Origin of the sequence: Bradyrhizobium sp. BRP23 (assembly GCF_020194135.1) — a bacterium.
Lineage (GTDB): Bacteria > Pseudomonadota > Alphaproteobacteria > Rhizobiales > Xanthobacteraceae > Bradyrhizobium > Bradyrhizobium yuanmingense.
This window is the reverse complement of sequence record NZ_JADYVW010000006.1, coordinates 179,892-199,489: the sequence shown is the minus strand read 5'-3', so window position 1 is coordinate 199,489 and position 19,598 is coordinate 179,892. Positions and strand designations below refer to the sequence as shown.

14 protein-coding genes are annotated in these 19,598 nt (G+C 66.2%); 11 read left to right on the top strand and 3 right to left on the bottom strand.

The genetic code is table 11. The features are described 5' to 3' along the window. The first annotated feature begins 2 nt into the window (after window positions 1-2). From ftsZ to I6F24_RS18435, 6 genes are all read left to right on the top strand, one after another. Window positions 3-1,790, top strand: a complete 1,788-nt coding sequence (gene ftsZ / locus I6F24_RS18460) for a cell division protein FtsZ (RefSeq protein ID WP_225149079.1) — start codon at window positions 3-5, stop codon at window positions 1,788-1,790. 364 nt (window positions 1,791-2,154) lie between these two features. After that, window positions 2,155-3,117 carry a UDP-3-O-acyl-N-acetylglucosamine deacetylase gene (gene lpxC, locus I6F24_RS18455; protein WP_225149078.1) on the top strand — a complete coding sequence of 321 codons (963 nt, stop codon included), beginning with the start codon at window positions 2,155-2,157 and terminating at the stop codon, window positions 3,115-3,117. Between the two features lie 242 nt (window positions 3,118-3,359). Next, complete coding sequence (locus I6F24_RS18450; protein WP_197961958.1) at window positions 3,360-4,250, top strand: outer membrane protein assembly factor BamD; 891 nt, start codon at window positions 3,360-3,362, stop codon at window positions 4,248-4,250. A gap of 13 nt (window positions 4,251-4,263) precedes the next feature. Then, complete coding sequence (recN, locus tag I6F24_RS18445) at window positions 4,264-5,937, top strand: DNA repair protein RecN (RefSeq protein WP_225149077.1); 1,674 nt, start codon at window positions 4,264-4,266, stop codon at window positions 5,935-5,937. Window positions 5,938-6,101: 164 nt separating this feature from the next. Further along, window positions 6,102-8,255: an NAD-dependent DNA ligase LigA gene (ligA, locus tag I6F24_RS18440; protein ID WP_225149076.1), complete on the top strand. Its 2,154-nt coding sequence runs from the start codon at window positions 6,102-6,104 to the stop codon at window positions 8,253-8,255. Between the two features lie 310 nt (window positions 8,256-8,565). Further along, complete coding sequence (locus tag I6F24_RS18435; RefSeq protein WP_036028330.1) at window positions 8,566-10,014, top strand: cell wall hydrolase; 1,449 nt, start codon at window positions 8,566-8,568, stop codon at window positions 10,012-10,014. 107 nt (window positions 10,015-10,121) lie between these two features. Here I6F24_RS18435 and nadC read toward each other — a convergent pair whose 3' ends face one another. From nadC to nadA, 3 genes are read right to left on the bottom strand one after another with little or no spacing between them, the layout of a single operon-like run. After that, window positions 10,122-11,000, bottom strand: a complete 879-nt coding sequence (gene nadC, locus I6F24_RS18430) for a carboxylating nicotinate-nucleotide diphosphorylase (RefSeq protein ID WP_109144665.1) — start codon at window positions 10,998-11,000, stop codon at window positions 10,122-10,124. 10 nt (window positions 11,001-11,010) lie between these two features. After that, entirely contained in the window at window positions 11,011-12,615 is a 1,605-nt protein-coding gene (locus I6F24_RS18425) for an L-aspartate oxidase (RefSeq protein ID WP_225149075.1), read from the bottom strand. 11 nt (window positions 12,616-12,626) lie between these two features. Continuing rightward, on the bottom strand, window positions 12,627-13,733 hold the full coding sequence (gene nadA / locus I6F24_RS18420) for a quinolinate synthase NadA (RefSeq protein WP_036028322.1): 1,107 nt from the start codon (window positions 13,731-13,733) through the stop codon (window positions 12,627-12,629). 350 nt (window positions 13,734-14,083) lie between these two features. On the opposite strand from nadA, the gene I6F24_RS18415 reads away from it, so the two are divergent. The 5 genes from I6F24_RS18415 to I6F24_RS18395 all read left to right on the top strand — a co-directional run bounded on the left by I6F24_RS18415 (window position 14,084) and on the right by I6F24_RS18395 (window position 19,413). Continuing rightward, the gene (locus tag I6F24_RS18415; protein ID WP_036028320.1) at window positions 14,084-15,337 is read left to right on the top strand and encodes an MFS transporter; all 1,254 of its coding nucleotides are present in this window, start codon (window positions 14,084-14,086) and stop codon (window positions 15,335-15,337) included. A gap of 42 nt (window positions 15,338-15,379) precedes the next feature. Then, window positions 15,380-16,366: an MDR family oxidoreductase gene (locus tag I6F24_RS18410; protein WP_036028317.1), complete on the top strand. Its 987-nt coding sequence runs from the start codon at window positions 15,380-15,382 to the stop codon at window positions 16,364-16,366. 114 nt (window positions 16,367-16,480) lie between these two features. Next, window positions 16,481-17,068: a hypothetical protein gene (locus tag I6F24_RS18405; RefSeq protein ID WP_036028315.1), complete on the top strand. Its 588-nt coding sequence runs from the start codon at window positions 16,481-16,483 to the stop codon at window positions 17,066-17,068. A 162-nt stretch (window positions 17,069-17,230) separates the two neighbouring features. Beyond that, window positions 17,231-17,476, top strand: a complete 246-nt coding sequence (locus I6F24_RS18400; protein ID WP_036003604.1) for a hypothetical protein — start codon at window positions 17,231-17,233, stop codon at window positions 17,474-17,476. Between the two features lie 200 nt (window positions 17,477-17,676). Then, window positions 17,677-19,413 (top strand): methyl-accepting chemotaxis protein, encoded by a 1,737-nt coding sequence (locus I6F24_RS18395; RefSeq protein ID WP_050996044.1) that lies wholly within the window; start codon window positions 17,677-17,679, stop codon window positions 19,411-19,413. Window positions 19,414-19,598: the final 185 nt, after the last annotated feature.

Genomic DNA, 19,598 nt, shown 5'->3' with positions numbered 1-19,598 from the left:
CCATGACCATCAGCATCAATGTTCCTGATATTCACGAACTGAAGCCCCGGATCACCGTGTTCGGCGTCGGCGGCGCCGGCGGCAACGCCGTCAACAACATGATCACGGCGGGCCTGCAGGGCGTCGACTTCGTGGTCGCCAACACCGACGCGCAGGCGCTGACGATGTCGAAGGCGCAGCGCATCGTGCAGATGGGCACGGCCGTCACGCAAGGCCTCGGCGCCGGCTCGCAGCCGAACGTCGGCGCCGCGGCGGCGGAAGAGGTGATCGACGAGCTGCGCGACCATCTGTCGGGCGCCAACATGGTGTTCGTCACCGCCGGCATGGGCGGCGGCACCGGCACCGGCGCTGCTCCCGTCATCGCCAAGACCGCGCGCGACATGGGCATCCTCACCGTCGGTGTGGTGACCAAGCCGTTCCACTTCGAGGGCCAGCGCCGCATGCGCACGGCCGAAGCCGGCATCGCCGAGCTGCACAAGGTCGTGGATACGCTCCTGATCATCCCGAACCAGAACCTGTTCCGGGTCGCCAACGAGAAGACCACCTTCGCCGACGCCTTCGCGATGGCCGACCAGGTGCTCTATTCGGGCGTCGCCTGCATCACCGACCTGATGGTCAAGGAAGGCCTGATCAACCTCGACTTCGCCGACGTCCGCGCCGTCATGCGCGAAATGGGCAAGGCGATGATGGGCACCGGCGAAGCCTCCGGCGACAAGCGCGCGCTGACCGCCGCGGAAGCCGCGATCGCCAACCCGCTGATCGACGACAGCTCGATGAAGGGCGCCAAGGGCCTCCTCATCTCAATCACCGGCGGCAAGGACCTCACTTTGTTCGAGGTCGACGAAGCCGCGACCCGCATCCGCGAGGAAGTCGATCAGGACGCCAACATCATCGTCGGCGCCACCTTCGACGAAGCGCTCGACGGCCTGATCCGCGTCTCGGTGGTCGCCACCGGCATCGAGCAGGCGGCGATCGCCCGCAACAGCCAGGCGACCTCCGCGCCCGTCGCCAACCCGGCCCCGCAGATGCAGCAGGCTGCCGCCCCGGCCGTCGCCGCCGAGAGCCGCCTCGCCGACCTGACCGCCCGGCTGCGTGCCGACAACCAGCGCCTGGCCGAGCGCGCCCAGAAGCTGGAAGCCCAGACCCCGGCCGCCGCGCCGGCTCCGGCTGCCGCCGCGCCCCGTCCGAACGTCGAGCGCGCGGCGCTCGCCGCGATCGCCGCTGCCGTTTCCGAGGTGCCGCAAGCGCCCGCGCCGCAGACCTATGGCGACGTCACCGTTCGTCCGATCGCGCAGAAGCCGACCCTGTTCCCGGAGGCCGACATGGCCCCGGTCGCGGTGCAGGAGCCCATGACGCCCGATACCTTCATCCCGCCGCAAGCCGAGCGTCCGGCCCGCGCGCCGCGCATGCCCCGAATCGAAGAGCTGCCGATGCCGGCGCAGGCCGAGATTCGGCAGGCCCGCGGCGAAGCCGAGGAGGAGACCCCGCAGAAGACCCGCCTGTCGCTGCTGCAGCGCCTCGCCAATGTCGGCCTCGGCCGTCGCGACGAGGAAAGCGAGCCGCCGGTCGCGGCCCGCACCGCCGGTCCCGCCATGCCGCCGCTGCCCGAGCGCCGGCCGCAGAAGACCGTCGCGCAGCAAATCGCGTCCAATGAGCCGGTATCGGAGTATGCTCGCCGTCCCGCGCCGCAGGGTCTGGACGTCCACGGCCGTCCCGCGCCTGTTGCGCCGGCGCCACAGGGTGACGACCATCTTGATATCCCGGCCTTCCTGCGGCGGCAGGCGACCTGAGGATTGTTACAATAAGGCAGACGAAAAAAGGTCCCGGCGAGAAGCTTGCCGGGACCTTTCCTTTTGCTCCGGACATGCTCGGATTGCGCAGCCAACCAACTGATTTTAAATCATTAATTACGACTTCGGTGGTTCAGTAAAACTGCCGATAACAGTCCCGAAACCCGGCGCAATTTGGTTAAGCCTTGGCGCGAATACGGCGGGTTTGGGGTAACAATCGGTAAAAAAGCGTGAGTTGGCGCTGTTTGAGGCTGCAACTATGGTTTGCCGTGACTTGGGGATACGGAGATTCGGTAGCGTCGGCTCTGGCCGGCCAAGCGGGTCTCGTATAAGTCGCAGTGGGTCGTAGTGGGGCGGGTTCCTGATGAAATTTAGCCGGCAAACAACGCTTCGTGCGCAAGCCTCTGTGGCAGGCGTAGGCGTTCATTCCGGTCTTCCCGTCACTCTCACGCTTGGGCCTGCGCCTGTCGACGCGGGTTTTATTTTTGTCCGGACCGGACTTGAGGGAAGTGACCGCGAAGTTCAGGCCACCGCCGAGCAGGTGATCGCGACCGACTTTGCCACCGTCCTTGGCGACCGCAACGGTCCGCTGGTGTCCACCGCCGAGCATGTGCTTGCTGCACTGCGGGGAATGGGGGTCGACAACGCCACCATCGAGATCGACGGTCCCGAAGTCCCGATCATGGACGGCAGCGCCGCCGCCTTCATCGCGGCGATCGACCAGGCCGGCATCGTCACCCAGCCGGCGCAGCGCCGCTTCATCCAGGTTTTGAAGCCGATCTCCGTCAAGATCGGCGACTCCTTCGGCGAGATCAGGCCCCACACCAACGGGTTCCGCGTCGAGGTCGAGATCGATTTCACCAATCCCGTCATCGGCCAGCAGGCTTATGCCTTCGACCTCAATCCGGAAGGTTTCCGCCGCGAAGTCGGCCGGGCCCGGACCTTTGGCCTGATGAGCGATGTCGCGCGGCTCTGGAGCGCGGGCTATGCCCTTGGCGCCTCCTTCGACAATACCGTCGTGTTCGATGACGAGCGCCTGCTCAACACCGAAGGCCTGCGCTACGCCGATGAATGCGCCCGTCACAAGGTGCTGGACGTGATCGGCGATCTCTCGCTGGCCGGCTTGCCGCTGCTTGGCGCCTACCGCTCGGTGCGTGGCGGCCACAAGCTCAACCACGCCGTCCTGACGGCGCTGCTCGCCGACCGGACCGCCTGGCGGGTGGTCGAGGGCGAGGCTGCCCGCCGCACCACGCGTGCCGTGGGCGAGGTCGGTCGCGGCATCGTCGGTGGCCGGGTCGCCGCGGCCTTCGGACCGGATGTGTCCTGACGCAGCCTTGCCGCCTTTGGAACGTGTTGGCGGCCCCCGGGAAACTCCTGGTAACCATGATCGGCTAGCATTGCGGCGGGTTCGCCTTAATCCGGGCGAAATGCCTCCCTATCCGGTTCGTTAACGATCGTTTTCGGATACATCGGCGTGGTCGCATGGCAGGCACCACGATTACATTTCGCGCCCATGAGGGGTTCGTGGGCTGGCGGACACCGCATCACAGGGCGTCAGGGCTTAAACTCATGTCGGCACAGCGTATGACGCGCGGATATTTCTCGGTCTCCTCGCGAGCCCGCGGGCTGCTTCAGGCCGTCACCTTCATCATGCTCGCGCTGCCGCTCGCCGGATGCGGCACGGGCGCGCTCTGGGACAAGTTCACCGCCAAGGACGACACCTTCGTCGAGGAGCCCGCCGACAAGATCTACAATGAGGGCCTGTACCTCATGAACGAGAAGAAGGACATGAAGGCGGCGAACAAGAAGTTCGAGGAGGTCGACCGCCAGCATCCTTATTCCGACTGGGCCCGCAAGTCGCTGCTGATGTCGGCCTATGCGTCCTATCAGGGCGGCGATTATGACGGCTGCATCGGCGCCGCCACCCGCTACGTCACGCTGCATCCCGGCAGCCCGGATGCGGCCTATGCGCAATACCTGATCGCCGCCTCCCATTACGACCAGATCCCGGACATCAGCCGCGACCAGACCCGCACCGAAAAGGCGATCGCCGCGCTCGAAGAGGTGGTGCGCAAATATCCGAACTCGGAATATGCGACCTCGGCCAAGGCCAAGATCGAGGGCGCGCGCGACCAGCTCGCCGGCAAGGAAATGAATGTTGGCCGCTACTACGCGCAGAAGCGCGACTACACGGCCGCCATCAATCGTTACAAGACCGTCGTCACGCAGTACCAGACCACCCGCCATGTCGAGGAGGCGCTGTTCCGGCTCACCGAGGCCTATATGGCGATCGGCATCGTCGGCGAAGCGCAGACCGCGGCGGCGGTGCTTGGGCACAATTTTCCTGACAGCCGCTGGTACAAGGACGCCTATAATCTTGTAAAATCCGGCGGTCTCGAGCCGAGCGAGAATCAGGGGTCCTGGATCAGCCGGACCTTCAAGAAGATGGGTCTCGGCTAGGAAATTTGGTTCCATGCTGGCGCGTCTGTCGATCCGTGACATCGTCCTGATCGAACGGCTCGATATCGAATTCGCCTCCGGCCTCGCGGTTCTGACCGGCGAGACCGGTGCGGGCAAATCCATCCTGCTCGATGCCTTTGCGCTGGCGCTCGGCGGCCGCGGCGACGCCGGCCTCGTGCGTCACGGCGCGGAGCAGGGGCAGGTCACGGCGGTGTTCGATGTCCCGAAGAATCACCCTGCGACGAAGATTCTGGCCGAGAACGGTCTGGACGATACCGGTGAGATGATCCTGCGCCGGGTGCAGCTCGCCGACGGCCGCACCCGCGCCTTCATCAACGACCAATCGATCAGCGTGCAGACGCTGAAGGCGGTCGGCACCGCCCTGGTCGAGATCCACGGCCAGCACGACGAGCGCGCGCTGGTCGATGCCGCCACCCACCGCCGCCTGCTCGACGCTTTTGCCGGCCTCGAAAAGGACGTCGCGGCGGTCGAAGCGCTCTGGGACGCGCGCCGCACCGCCAATACCGCGCTGGAGGAGCATCGCGCCGCCATGGAGCGCGCGGCGCGCGAGGCCGATTATCTGCGCCACGCCTCGGACGAACTGAAGCAGCTCGCGCCCAAGGACGGCGAGGAGACTGCGCTGGCCTCTCGCCGCACCACCATGATGCAGGGCGAGAAGATCGCCTCCGACCTGCGCGAGGCGCAGGAGGCGGTCGGCGGCAATCATTCGCCGGTCGCAGCGCTCTCGGCGGCGGTGCGCCGGCTGGAGCGCCGCGGCGTCAATTCGCCGGCGCTGGTCGAGCCGGCGGTCAAGGCGATCGACGCGGCGATCAACGCGCTGGAGGAGGCCGATCAGCATCTCCAGGCGGCGCTGGCTGCAACCGATTTCGATCCGGCCGAGCTCGAGCGCATCGAGGAACGGCTGTTCGCTTTGCGTGCGGCATCTCGCAAATATTCGACGCCGGTCGACGGCCTCGCCGCGCTGGCGGCCAAATACGCCGCCGACGTCGTCCTGATCGATGCCGGCGCCTCGCGCCTGAAGAAGCTGGAGCAGGCCGCGATCGAGGCGGACAGAAGCTATGCGGCGGCCGCCAAGAAGCTGTCGCTGGCGCGGCAGAAATCGGCGGAGAAGCTCAACAAGGCGGTCAATGCCGAGCTCGCCCCGCTCAAGCTCGAACGCGCCAGGTTCATGACCCAGGTCGAGACCGACGAGGCCGCGCCTGGGCCGCAAGGTTTCGATCGCGTCGAGTTCTGGGTGCAGACCAATCCGGGCACCAAGCCGGGTCCCCTCATGAAGGTCGCCTCCGGTGGCGAGCTGTCGCGCTTCCTGCTCGCGCTCAAGGTCGTGCTGTCCGACCGCGGCTCGGCGCCGACGCTCGTCTTCGACGAGATCGATACCGGCGTCGGCGGCGCGGTGGCCGATGCCATCGGCGGGCGCCTGGCGCGGCTTGCCGGCAAGGTCCAGGTCATGGCCGTGACCCACGCCCCGCAGGTCGCCGCCCGCGCCGACCAGCACCTGCTGATCTCCAAGGACGCCCTCGACAAGGGCAAGCGCGTCGCCACCCGCGTCAATGCGCTCGCCGCCGACCACCGCCGCGAGGAGATCGCCCGCATGCTCGCCGGCGCCGAGATCACGGCCGAGGCGAGGGCTGCGGCGGAACGGCTGCTCAAGGCGGCGACGGCTTAGGCTTGTGTCCCGGACGCGCGTAGCGCGAGCCGGGACCCAGAATGCCTGCCGCGACATGGGCCCCGGCTCTGCAGCGCACCGCTGAAGGAGCGCTGCGCTGCGTCCGGGGCACGAGATTTCCACAAGCCTTTACCCTCCCGCCCGCTCCGTCGTATCCAAGCGCCATGGCCAGAGCAGCAAAATCCAAAGCAACACCGCTACGCGACGTCGTCGAGCTCACCAAGGCGCAGGCCAAGGTCGAGCATAAGCGGCTCGCCCTCGAGATCGAGGGGCACAACGAGCGCTACTATCAGGAGGACGCGCCCACCGTCACCGACGCCGAATATGACGCGCTGCGCCAGCGCCTCAACGCGATCGAGGCGCGTTTTCCCGAGTTCGTCACCGCGGACTCGCCCTCGCAGAAGGTCGGCGCCGCGCCGTCAGGACGCTTCAAGAAAGTCCCGCATGCCGTGCCCATGCTGTCGCTGGACAACGCCTTTGCGGAGGAGGACGTGCGCGACTTCGTCGGCCGCATCGTGCGCTTCCTGAAGCTCGACGACGACAAGATCGGCTTCTCCGCCGAGCCGAAGATCGACGGCCTCTCGATGTCGCTGCGCTACGAGGGCGGCGAGCTCGTCACCGCCGCGACGCGCGGTGACGGTGCGGTCGGCGAGGACGTCACCGCCAACATCCGTACGCTCGAAGACGTGCCGCAGAAGCTGAAGGGCCGCAACATTCCCGACATCTGCGAGGTGCGCGGCGAAGTCTACATGACCAAGAAGGCGTTCCTGGCGCTCAACGAGCGGCAGAAGGCGGCAGGCGACACCATCTTCGCCAATCCGCGCAATTCGGCCGCCGGCTCGCTGCGGCAGAAGGACCCGACCATCACCGCCTCCCGCCCGCTCGGCTTCTTCGCCTATGCCTGGGGGCAGATGAGCGCGATGCCGGAAGACACGCAGAGCGGCATGATCGGCTGGTTCGAGCGCTGCGGCTTCAAGACCAATCCGCTGACCAAGCTCTGTCACTCGGTGGATGAGTTGCTCGCCTTTCATCATGCGATCGAGGAGCAGCGCGCGCGGCTCGATTACGACATCGACGGCGTCGTCTACAAGGTCGACCGCATCGACTGGCAGGAGCGGCTCGGCTTCGTCTCGCGCACGCCGCGCTGGGGGATCGCGCACAAATTCCCGGCCGAGCGCGCCATGACGGTGCTGCGCGACATCGAGATCCAGGTCGGCCGCACCGGCTCGTTCACGCCGGTCGGCAAGCTCGAGCCGGTCGGTGTCGGCGGCGTCATCGTGCAGAACGTCACGCTGCACAATGAGGACTACATCAAGGGCATCGGCAACAAGGGCGAGGTGCTGCGCGAGGGGCGCGACATCAGGATCGGCGATACCGTCGTCATCCAGCGCGCCGGCGACGTCATTCCGCAGGTGGTCGACGTCGTCCTCGACAAGCGGCCGAAGAGCGCCAGGGAATTCCACTTCCCGAAGAAGTGCCCGTGTCCGCTGCACACCGACGTCGTGCGCGAGGAGACGGCGACGGGCGAGGAGGGCTCGCGCGCCCGCTGCACCGGCGAGTTCGCCTGTCCCTACCAGAAGATCGAGCATCTGAAGCTGTTCGTGTCGCGGCGGGCCTTCGACATCGACGGCCTCGGCGAGAAGCAGCTCCAGTACTTCTTCGACGAGGGCTGGGTGAAGGAGCCCGCCGACATCTTCACGCTGGAGAAGCGCAATTCGAAGCTGAAGCTCGAGGAGATCGATGGCTACGGCGCGACGTCGGTGCGCAACCTGTTCGGCGCCATCGAGAGCCGGCGCAGAATCGCGCTGGAGCGCTTCATCTTCGCGCTCGGCATGCGCCATGTCGGCGAGACCACGGCGCTGGCGCTGGCGCGCGGCTACGGCTCGTGGGACGCCTTCCATGATGCCTGCCTCAAGGTTGCCAAGGGCAACGAGGAGGCGATCGCGGACATGGACGCGCTCGACCAGATCGGCGACACCGTGATCAAGAGCATCGCCGATTATTTCGGCGAGAGTCACAATCGCGGCATTGTCGAACGCCTGACCAAGGAGGTCGAGATCGTCGACGCCGAGAAGCCGAAGAGCAATTCGGCCGTCGCCGGCAAGACCGTGGTGTTCACGGGCTCGCTGGAGAAGATGACACGGGATGAAGCCAAGGCGACGGCCGAGCGGCTCGGGGCCAAGGTGTCGGGCTCGGTTTCGAAAAAGACCGATCTCGTCGTCGCGGGCCCCGGCGCCGGCTCGAAGCTCGCGGACGCCAACAAGCACGGCGTCAAGGTGCTGACCGAAGACGAGTGGTTGAAGCTGATCGCCGAGTGAGGGGCGCGTTGGCCCCTCGCAACCGTCGTCATCGCACAGGCGCTCCCCCAACAGCTTCCCGTGATGGTACGCGGGGGCGCAAGAGTTCCTTCACCATTCGCGTTGACCCGATGTTTACCGCTTCACGTGAGGCCGCATTTACCAATGCGCGACGTCGCCCCGTGAAAACACCTGCATTCGCTTGAGTGTGCCGCCTGCGCAACGCCGATTAACGCCCCGGCAACCTAAATTGGATACTCACAATAAAGATCGAATTGCACGGATGTACTGAGTTCGATCGAACCAGCGTAAGCGTAGCGTGAGCGTATCGATGTCTGTGTTGCGTAACCATCCGAAGGGCGCGCGGTTCGCGTCCTTCGGCATCGGTCTCTGCATCTTCGCATTGATGCCGAGAGAGACCGGCTATCAGGACATTGCCTCGCTGCTGGCGCGCCAACCCGGCGTCGCCGAGCGGTGGCAGAAGCAGGTGTTCTCCGCTGCGTCCTCGATCCAGCTTGCCACCTACAGTTTTTCCCGCCCCATCGGCACCTCGGTTCCGCAGAGCGCGATGGTTCGGCTCGCGAGCCTCGACGGCGGCGACGTCACCGGCGCGATCCGCCGCAATCCGGCGCTTCAGGCACCGCCGCGCTACCACGCATCCGACTTTCCCAAGGTCGATCGCGCCCTGAAGGGCGATCGCCTCGCAATCGTCCCGCCGACTCAGTCGCCTGAGACGGCCGCGCCGGCTGCAGCACCGGCCAAGGAAGATCCCGCGACCTCGAACAGCTCGGTGTTCGGCGCCAAGACCGCCGCATTGCCGCCGGCGATGTCGCCGGAATCCGCGGCCCCGCTCGATCCCGAGCTGCAGGAGGCGATGCGCGCGCCGCCGCTGCCGCAATATTCCAATCCGCCGCAGGCGAGCGAGGCTGCGCGCGCGTTCGCGGTGCAGCCGCTAGAAGCGCTGAAGCGCGCCACGGCGCCGGCTGTTCCCGCGCGCGATCCTTTCAGCGTCAAGACATCGAGCCTGTTCTTCGGCAGCTCCTCGCTGGGCGGCAATCTCGAGACCATCGAGAGCTGGCAGCCCGGCGCCGAGCCGCTGATCGTGATGCCCGACCCCGACATGAAGGTGACGGCCTCGCTAACCCCGCCGACGGCGGAGATCGCCAAGGACATCGAGAGCGGCGAGAGCGTCGCGCCGAAGGGCGAGGTCAACGCCGACAACCAGCGCGGCAAGTCGCCGGCGGAGCGACTCGCGCTCGACGACAAGTCGCGCGCCAAGTCCGAGAAGTGTCTTGCCGAAGCCGTCTATTTCGAGGCCCGCGGCGAAGCCGTGCGCGGCCAGATTGCGGTGGCGCAAGTGGTGATGAACCGCGTCTTCTCCGGCAAATATCCCGACACCGTGTGCGGCGCGGTCTACCAGAACAAGCACCGTCACCTGGCCTGCCAGTTCACCTTCGCCTGCGACAACAATGCCGACGTGATCCGCGAGCCCGAAATGTGGGAGCGCGCCAAGAAGATCTCCAAGGCGATGCTCGACGGACAGATCTGGCTGCCCGAGGTCGGCAAGTCCACGCACTATCACGCCTACTGGGTGCGCCCGTCCTGGGTCGCCGAGATGAAGAAGCTGTACAAGACCGGCGTGCACACCTTCTATCGGCCGCGCAACTGGGGCGACGGCAGCGAGTTGCCGAGCTGGGGCACGCCGGCGCAAACCGCCGCGCTCTCCGCCGCGCTCGCGCAGGAAGCCAAGAGCTCCGCGGAGTTGGGCGAGCGGCGGTAGCGCCTACAAGTGATCGTCATGCCCGGGCTTGTCCCGGGCATCCACGTTCTTCGTAACGCATGACGTTGATGGCCGGGACAAGCCCGGCCATGACGCGAGAGGTGCCATCACGCCTCGATGTCCAGCGCACAATCGAAATTCGGCGCAGAATGCGTCAGGGCGCCGGCCGACGCATAGTCGACGCCGGTGGCCGCGATGGCGGCGATCGTGTCCAGCGTGACGCCGCCGGACGCCTCCAGCGCGACGCGGCCCGCGTTGAGCCTCACCGCCTCGCGCAGCGTCGCAAGGTCCATATTATCGAGCAGCACCGCATCGGCCATCCCGCTCTCGAGCACCTCGCGCAGCTGCGCCAGCGTGTCGACCTCGATCTCGATCTTGACGAGATGGCCGGCATGGGCGCGGGCGCGCTCCAGCACCGGGCGGATGCCGCCGGCCACCGCAATGTGGTTGTCCTTGATCAGGATCGCATCGTCGAGCCCGAAGCGGTGGTTGAAGCCGCCGCCGCAGCGCACCGCGTATTTCTCCAGCGCCCGCAATCCCGGCGTGGTCTTGCGCGTGCAGCAGATGCGCATCCTGGTGCCTTCGGTGCGGGCGACATAGTCCGCGGTGAGCGTGGCGATGCCCGACAGCCGGCCGACGAAGTTCAGCGCGGTGCGCTCCGCCGTGAGAATGGCGCGCGCCGGGCCCGAGATCGTCAGCACGTGCTGGCCGCGCGCAACCCCCGTGGCATCGCGGACATGTGCGCGCACCTCGATCTCGGGCGAAAGCTTCTGCAAGGTCGCGAGCGCCAGCGGCAATCCGGCGATCACGCCGGACTGGCGCGCGACCAGGATGGCTTGCGCACGCGTCGCCTCCGGGATCGTCGCCAGCGAGGTGATGTCGCCGGCGCGGCCGAGATCCTCGTCGAGCGCGCGCTCAACGGCCGCCTCGATCGCGAGCGGCGAGAGGAAGGCATCGGGATAGAGCAGTGAGGTCGGGGTGATCATGGGGCCTCCTTCAGGCGATCATGGATTGCGCAAGGCGTGGCCGCGGGCGCTCGTCGAGGCTCTCCGCGACCTCGCGCGCCGCGGCGAGTGTGGTCATCGTTCTCTGCGCCAGCGCTGGGTTCTCGGCCGGATCATCGGAACGGCAATGCGCACCGCGGCTTTCGCGCCGCGTCCAGGCCGCAGCGGCGACGAGCAGGGCCGAAATCGCCATGTTGCCGAGGACGCTGCGTCCGGCCTCGCGCTCGAGCCTGACGAAATGGCGCACGGCTTGCGCAAGCCCATCACCGTCGCGGATCACGCCGACATGCGCGCTCATCATTGCGCGCAGCCGCTTCACCTCCGCAGCATCCGGCGTGCCGGCGCGTGGTGTCACCAAAGACTCGGGAAGGCGTGCCGGCGGGGGCACAGTGCGGCCGGCGATGTCATCGGCAATGCGGGCGGCATAGACGACGGCTTCGAGCAGCGAATTCGAGGCAAGCCGGTTGGCGCCATGCGCGCCCGTGGAGGAGACTTCGCCGGCGGCCCAGAGGCCCTCGATCGAGCTGCGACCGCGCGCGTCCACCGCGATGCCGCCCATGTGGTAATGCGCGGCTGGCGCGATCGGAATCGGTTGCGTCGCGGGATCGATGCCGGCGGCGATGCAGCTCGCATGCACGGTCGGAAAACTCGTCGCGAAACGCGCGCCCAGCGCCTGTCGCGCATCGAGGAAGGCGCCGCGCCCGGCCGCGATCTCGGCGAACACGCCGCGGGCCACGATATCGCGGGGCGCGAGCTCCGCGAGCGGGTGGCGGGCGCTCATGAAGCGCTCGCCGTTGCCATTGATCAGCGTTGCCCCTTCGCCGCGCAGCGCTTCGGTGGCGAGCGGTGCCGGGTCGCGGCCGACCATGATGGCGGTCGGGTGGAACTGCACGAATTCAGGATCGGCAATCACGGCGCCGGCGCGGGCGGCGATCGCAAGGCCCGAGCCGCTCGCTTCCGACGGGTTGGTGGTGACGGCGTAGAGATGGCCGAGCCCACCTGTCGCAAGCACGACCGCGCGTGAGGCGAGCACGAGCGGCCGTGCCGCAGGATTGCCGGCCTCGCGCAATTGAAGCCCAGTGACCGCGCCGTCCTCGGTCAGCAGTGCTTCGGCGACGAAGCCTTCCATCAGGCGGATCGAGGGCGTGCGGCGCGCGGCCTCGCTCAAGGCCGCGATGATCGCGGCGCCGGCGCCATCGCCGCGCACATGCACGATGCGACTCGCGGAATGCGCAGCTTCGCGTCCGACCGCAAGCCTGCCGTCGAGATCGCGGTCGAACGGCACGCCATAGGCGAGAAGATCGTGGATGCGCGGCGCAGCCTCCCGCGCAATGCCGAGCGCAACGGCTTCGTCGACGAGGCCGCCGCCGACCGCGACGGTGTCGGCAGCGTGTGCCTCCGGCGTATCGCCTTCGGCGACGGCCGCCGCGATGCCGCCTTGCGCCCATGCCGAGGAAGCACCGTGCCCGAGCGGGGCCGCAGAGATCAAGGTCACTGGCCGCGGCGCGAGCTTGAGCGCGCAGAACAGTCCGGCAAGGCCGCCGCCAACGATGACGACGTTGTCGGTGCTGGCGAGGTCGTGGATGTCGTGTTGCATGTTGCTCGCCCTCAATTTCTCAGATTGATCATGCGCTCGACCGAGTGCCGCGCGCGTTCCGCGAGCGCGGGGTCGATCGTCACCTCCTCGCCAAGCGTCAGCAGGCTTTCCAGGATGTTGGCGAGCGTGATGCGCTTCATGTGCGGGCAGAGATTGCAGGGGCGAAGCATCTCCACGTCGGGCAGCTCGGCCCGGACATTGTCGGCCATCGAGCATTCCGTGATCATGACGAGCCGCCGCGGCCGCTTCGCGCGTACCCAGTTGATCATGTGCGCGGTCGAACCGGTGAAGTCGGCTTCCGCCAGCACGTCCGGCGGGCATTCCGGATGCGCGATGATCTGCACGGACGGATCGGCTTCGCGAAAGCTCCGCAGCTCCTCGCCCGTGAAGCGCTCGTGCACCTCGCAGGCGCCCTTCCAGGCGATGATCTTCACGTAGGTCTTCGACGCCACGTAAGTGGCGAGGTATCGGTCGGGCAGGAAGATCACGGTCGGGGCGTTCAGGCTCTCGACCACCTGCACCGCGTTCGAGGACGTGCAGCAGATGTCGACCTCGGCCTTCACCTCCGCCGAGGTGTTGACGTAGGCGACAACAGGCACGCCGGGGAACTTCTCCCGCAGCAGCCGCACGTCCGCACCGGTGATGCTGGCGGCGAGCGAGCAGCCCGCACGCGAATCCGGGATCAAGACGGTCTTGTCCGGATTGAGCAGCTTCGAGGTCTCCGCCATGAAGTGCACGCCGCATTGGACGATGATGCCGGCCTTCACCTTGGTGGCTTCGACCGCGAGCTGGAGCGAGTCGCCGCCGATATCGGCGACGCAGTGGAAGATCTCCGGGGTCTGGTAGTTGTGGGCGAGGATGACCGCGCCCCGCGCGCGCTTGAGCTCGTTGATCGCGTGAATCGTCGGCGCCATCAGCGGCCATTCGATCGACGGGATCACGTGCTTGACGCGGTTATAGAGCGGCGCAGTGGCGCGTTCGACCGCCGGCGTCCATTCTAGGGAGGGCATCGGCCATGTCGGTCCCGGAGGCACCGGGACGGGGCGCGGGGAGACGGTGGGTTGGCCTTGCGGCCGGTTGGCAAAGTCGTCGCGACCGTAAATTGCAGTGATCGGCATTGAAGCCTCCCAAGTGTGGCCAATTATGCGTGGCGTTATGCTCAGTTTGAGAATATATGGGACCCGAGAAATCCGGCCTAGGAGGCCGGGCGAACGTCGCTGCGGTCGGCATATGCTCAACCTGAGTAGATCGAACATAGCACGCGTCGCTGCTTGCCGCTAGGGCCTGCCCCACACATTCCCGTCACTGCGCGCCTGCCAGGCGAGGTCAGATTGAAACGCAATGCTCCCGCGTCAGCTCTTCGTGGAATGCAATCGTTTTGGCCTTGGGATTTTCATGCATATGCATTAAACGGGCTGTCCCGCGGCTGCTGATTTGCGGCTCCGCCAAGGACAAGACGAGGACAACCATGTCGACACAGATCGGCGAGCTCGCTCCGGCCTCGCGTTCCTCCAACTGGCGTACCCCGGCCGTCATCATCCTCTGTGGTTGTGCCATCGGCATGCTCGGTTTCGGTCCGCGCTCGGCGCTCGGCTTCTTCGTGCAGCCGATGAGTCACGAATTCAGCTGGGGCCGTGACGTGTTCGGCCTCGCCATCGCCGTGCAGAATCTGTTGTGGGGACTGGGCCAGCCGTTCGCCGGTGCGGTCGCGGATCGCTTCGGCCTGTTCCGGGTGATGTGCGTCGGCGCGCTGCTCTATGCCGGCGGGCTGCTGTTGATGCGCTATTCCTCGACGCCACTGTCGCTCAACATCGGCGCCGGGGTGATGATCGGCTTTGGCCTCGCCGGCTGTTCGTTCAATCTGGTTCTGTCGGCCTTCACCAAGCTCTTGCCCGCGGAGAAGCGCGGCATCGCGCTCGGCGCCGGCACGGCCGCGGGCTCATTCGGGCAGTTCCTGTTCGCACCGATCGGCGTTGCCTTGATCGACAATTTCGGCTGGCAGCAGGCGCTCTCCGTATTCGGCTTCCTGATGCTGCTGATCATCCCGCTGTCGCTGGCGCTCTCGACGCCGCCGGTGACAAGCGTGAACAGCGCAACGCCCGCGGATGACCAGACCATCACCAAGGCGCTTGCCGAAGCTTTCGGTCATCGCTCCTACGTGCTCCTGGTGCTCGGCTTCTTCACCTGCGGCTTCCAGCTCGCCTTCATCACCGTGCATCTGCCGGCGTTCCTGGTCGATCGCGGCATCACCGCACAAACCGGCGGCTGGGTGATCGCGGCGATCGGCCTGTTCAACATCATCGGATCGCTGAGCGTGGGGTATCTCCAGAACTACCTTCCCAAGCGCTACATCCTCTCGGCCATCTACTTCACGCGCGCGCTGGCGATCCTCGCTTTCATCTCGTTCCCGATCACGCCGTTCTCGGCGATCGCGTTCGGTGCAATCTCCGGCCTGACCTGGCTGTCGACGGTGCCGCCGACCTCGGCGCTGGTGGCGCTGATGTTCGGAACGCGCTGGCTCGCGACGCTCTACGGCTTTGCCTTCGTCAGCCATCAGGTAGGTGGCTTCCTGGGCGTCTGGCTCGGCGGCATCGTGTTCGAGAAGTTCGGGTCCTACACGCCGATCTGGTGGCTCTCGATCCTGTTCGGCGTGCTCTCGGCGCTGATCAATCTTCCGATCGTGGAAAAACCCGTTCAGCGGGCGGTTGCGCAGCCCGCCTGATCGGCTAAACATCCCCGACAAACAAAGTCAGGGAGTTCAGTCGTGGCCACATTCAAGGCTGTCAGGATCGACAAGGCGGACAAGGGCACCACCGCGCAGCTCGCGCAGTTCGACGAAACCGAGCTGATGGAGGGCGACGTCACCGTTCGAGTCGAATGGTCGACGCTGAACTACAAGGACGGCCTTGCGCTCACCGGCAAGGCGCCGGTGGTGCGCCGCTTCCCGATGATCGCCGGCATCGATTTTGCCGGCACGGTCGAAGCCTCCTCGCATCCGCAGTGGAAGGCGGGCGACAAGGTCGTCTGCACCGGCTGGGGCATGGGCGAGACCCATCTCGGCGCCTATGCGGAGAAGGCGCGGGTGAAGGGCGACTGGCTGGTCGCTCTTCCGCAAGGGCTATCGGCGCGCGATGCCATGGCGATCGGCACCGCCGGCTTCACGGCGATGCTCTCGGTGCTGGCGCTGGAGAAGCATGGCATCTCGCCGAAGAGCGGCCCGGTCGTGGTGACGGGCGCTGCCGGCGGCGTCGGCTCGGTCGCGATCGCCGTGCTCTCGAAGCTCGGCTACCACGTCATCGCTTCGACCGGGCGGGCCTCCGAGGCCGACTACCTGAAGCAGCTGGGGGCTGCCGAGATCATCGATCGCAATGAATTGTCGGCCCCGGCAAAACCCCTCGCCAAGGAGCGCTGGGCCGGCGGCGTCGACAGCGTCGGCTCGACCACCCTCGCCAACCTGCTCTCGATGACGAAATATGGCGGCGCGATCGCGGCCTGCGGCCTGGCCGCCGGCATGGACCTGCCGTCCTCGGTGGCGCCGTTTATTTTGCGCGGAGTGTGCCTTCTCGGCATCGATTCGGTGATGTGCCCGATCGAGCCAAGGAAGGCCGCCTGGCAGCGGTTGGCCTCCGATCTGGATCGGACCAAACTGACTGAAATCACAGAGGAAATTTCGCTCGGCGAGGTTCAGGGCTGGGGCGCGAAAATCCTCGCCGGCCAGGTTCGCGGCCGCGTCGTGGTAAAAATTGTCTGACGGCGTTCAGACTTTACCAACCAAGCTGCTTCAATCTCGCCATGGTTCGTATGGTAAGCAGCGGGTAAAGAGATAAAGGCATCGCCCGCTGCGGGGGTTGGTTCGGAGTTGAGCATGCTTGCGCGTATTGTGTTGGGGGCTGTCACGGCGGCAGCGACGTTTGCGCCGGCCATCGCTGGAAGCATGAACGCCGACGAGGCGCGCCGCTTCGTGGCCGGCAAGGTGTTCGCCTTCACCTGTTTCGACGGCACCCGCGGTGCAGGCCGCATCCTCGACGATCTCGGCGCCGCCGGTGCGGTGCAATTCTCGGGCTCGGGCCCGGTCAAGCACCTCCGACTTCCCGGCAATACGCTCCAGATCCGCGGCCAGAACGTCTGCGCCTCGATCAAGGGCATTCCGTTCGAGCCCTGTTTCAACCTCGAAAAGACCGACGATCGCAGCTTCCGCGGCTCGGTGTCGGGCATGGGCTTCGCCTATTGCGACTTCCGTCACCAGGGCGGCAACCAAATGCTGATGGCGCGCGCTGCGGCGCGGCCGCGCTCGCTGCACAAGCCGGAGCACACCGGCACGGTCGCCGCCTCGACCACCGAGGTAGCCGCGCGCGTCGAGACGCCGCGTGTCGAGGGCAGCCGGCTCGAGCCGGTGAAGTCCGAGCCGGCGAAGAACGAGGGACCGCTGGAGCTGCGCCGCTCCACGCAGTGAGTTCGTCTGCGCGAGACAACCCGCGCCATTGATCGTCGAAGGCATCATCGAACATCAAGCCGCCTGCGCCGTAGTCATACGGACGGCGGCTTTCATGCCTTGGTAGCTGTTCGGGCCGCAGTTTGCGCGCGCCGGGGGGCGGTCCCACGCAAGGGTTCAACCATGTCGCTCTATTTCTTCCGCATCAGCACCGGCCGTTATTCCGGCGCCGCCGACCTGCCGTACGAGTTCGAGGATCGCGCAGCCGCCTGGACCGAGATGACCGAGGTGTGCGCCAATCTGCTCAGCGGCATCGCGCGCGGCCTGAAGCCGAACGCCGAGTGGTGCATGGAGTTGCTCGATGAGGACAAGCAGCCGGTCTTTCGAATCAGCCTCGTCGGCGAGGCCATCGGATGTAAAGCGTCCTAGCTCCGACTTGAAGCTGCAATTTACAACTATGACGGGATCGTTTCCTTTCGCGCTCAATCATTTAGCGTGCAAAGTCCGTATTTCTGCGAGGGATTTCGTTAACCAAATCGGAATGTGAGAAGCTCATTTTTTGGGCAATGGCGCAGTCAGGGGAAGCCGACAATGACTCGGCTGCGCGTTCCTTCGGGGGAAGCATGCCCATGTTGAGCCTAGTTCAGAATCTGAGGATCGGGACCAAGCTGGCGATTGCGTCGGCGCTCGGTGTGCTCCTGGTTGGGGCCATGATTGCAAGCCAGATGCTCGGCAATGCGGGAATTCGCGAGAGCAGCCAGAGCGCGCTTGCGCAGCAGCAGATCGCGCGCGACGCAGTCAAGGCCGAGGCTGCGGTTCGCGGCATGCAGCTCGCGGTACGAGACCTTCGTCTTGCCAATAGCCCGGCTGACATTCAGAAGGCCGTCCAGAATCTGGGCGACCGGCAAAAATCGACGAATGCGCTGGTCGATGAAATGCTGAAGCTTTCTCACGAGGCGGAGAACCGCGCTCGGATGGAGAAACTGAGATCGCTGGCTGCGAATTACGAAAAGGCCGCGCAGCAGATCGCCGGCGTGCGCGGCGAAGCCCTGGCCGCCAGCGGTGCAGACGGAGCGGCCCGCGCTGCGAAGCTCAATGAAGACGTCGTTCGCATCGCACGCGAGGTGACCCTGCCGATTGCCGGCGAGCTCGACGTGCTGATCGGCCAGATCGCCGACTACGCAAGGCACAAATCCGAGGAGAAGAATTCCGCGGCCGCGGCCCAAATGAGATCGAGCGAGCAGCTCGCGATCCTGGTCGGCGCACTCGCCATGCTCGTCCTCGTCGGCTCCTGGCTGATGTCGTTCCTGACCATCGCGCGGCCGATCCGTGCGCTCACGGTCGCCATGGACAAGCTCGCCGGCGGCGATTTCTCCGTGGTTCTGCCCGGTCTCGGCCGCAAGGACGAGGTCGGCGGCGTCGCGGCGGCCGTTGAAAAGTTCAAGGTCGTGTCGGAGCAGAAGGCGCGCGAGGACGCCGAAGCCAAGATCAGGCAGGACCAGATTGCGGCCGCGCAGCGCAAGGCCGAGATGCACAAGCTGGCTGACAGCTTCGAAGCCGCGATCGGTGAGATCGTCGATACCGTGTCCTCGGCCGCGACCGAGCTGGAAGCTTCCGCCTCGACGCTGACCGCGACCGCGGCGCGCGGCCAGGAGCTCACGACCATGGTTGCTGCCGCTTCCGAGGAAGCGTCCACCAACGTGCAGTCGGTCGCGTCGGCGACCGAAGAGCTGTCGTCGTCGATCACCGAGATCAGCCGGCAGGTGCAGGAATCCGCCCGCGTCGCCGGCGATGCGGTGAACCAGGCTCGCACCACGACCGATCGCGTCGGGGAGCTCTCCGCTGCTGCGGCGCGGATCGGCGACGTGGTCGAGCTGATCAACACCATCGCCGGCCAGACCAACCTCCTGGCGCTCAATGCAACCATCGAGGCCGCGCGCGCCGGCGAGGCAGGCCGCGGCTTTGCCGTCGTCGCTTCGGAGGTCAAGGCGCTTGCCGAGCAGACGGCGAAGGCGACCGGCGAGATCGGCCAGCAGATCGCCAGCATCCAGACCGCCACCGAGCATTCGGTCGGCGCGATCAAGGACATCAGCCACACCATCGAGAAGCTGTCGGAGATCTCCTCGACCATCGCAGCCGCGGTGGAAGAGCAGGGGGCCGCAACGCAGGAGATCTCCCGCAACGTGCAGCAGGCGGCGACGGGCACCCATCAGGTGTCGTCCAACATCACCGACGTGCAGCGCGGCGCGAGTGAGACCGGTTCGGCATCCTCGCAGGTGTTGGGCGCCGCGCAATCGCTGTCCGGCGACAGCAACCGGCTGAAGCTCGAAGTCGGAAAGTTCCTCGATACCGTCCGCGCGGCCTGACACGTGCCTTTGCGTCCGCATCGTAACGGGAGATGCCGGTGCGGCTGCAACAGAGAGTTGCAGCGAACCACGATCGCTGCGCACGAGCCGTATTTTTACGTAGCCTCCTGTTAACGCCTGTTTGCGATTATGCGCGCAATCCTTCGGGAAAAGAACCAGCCAGCATTGTTGAACTGACCTTCGCC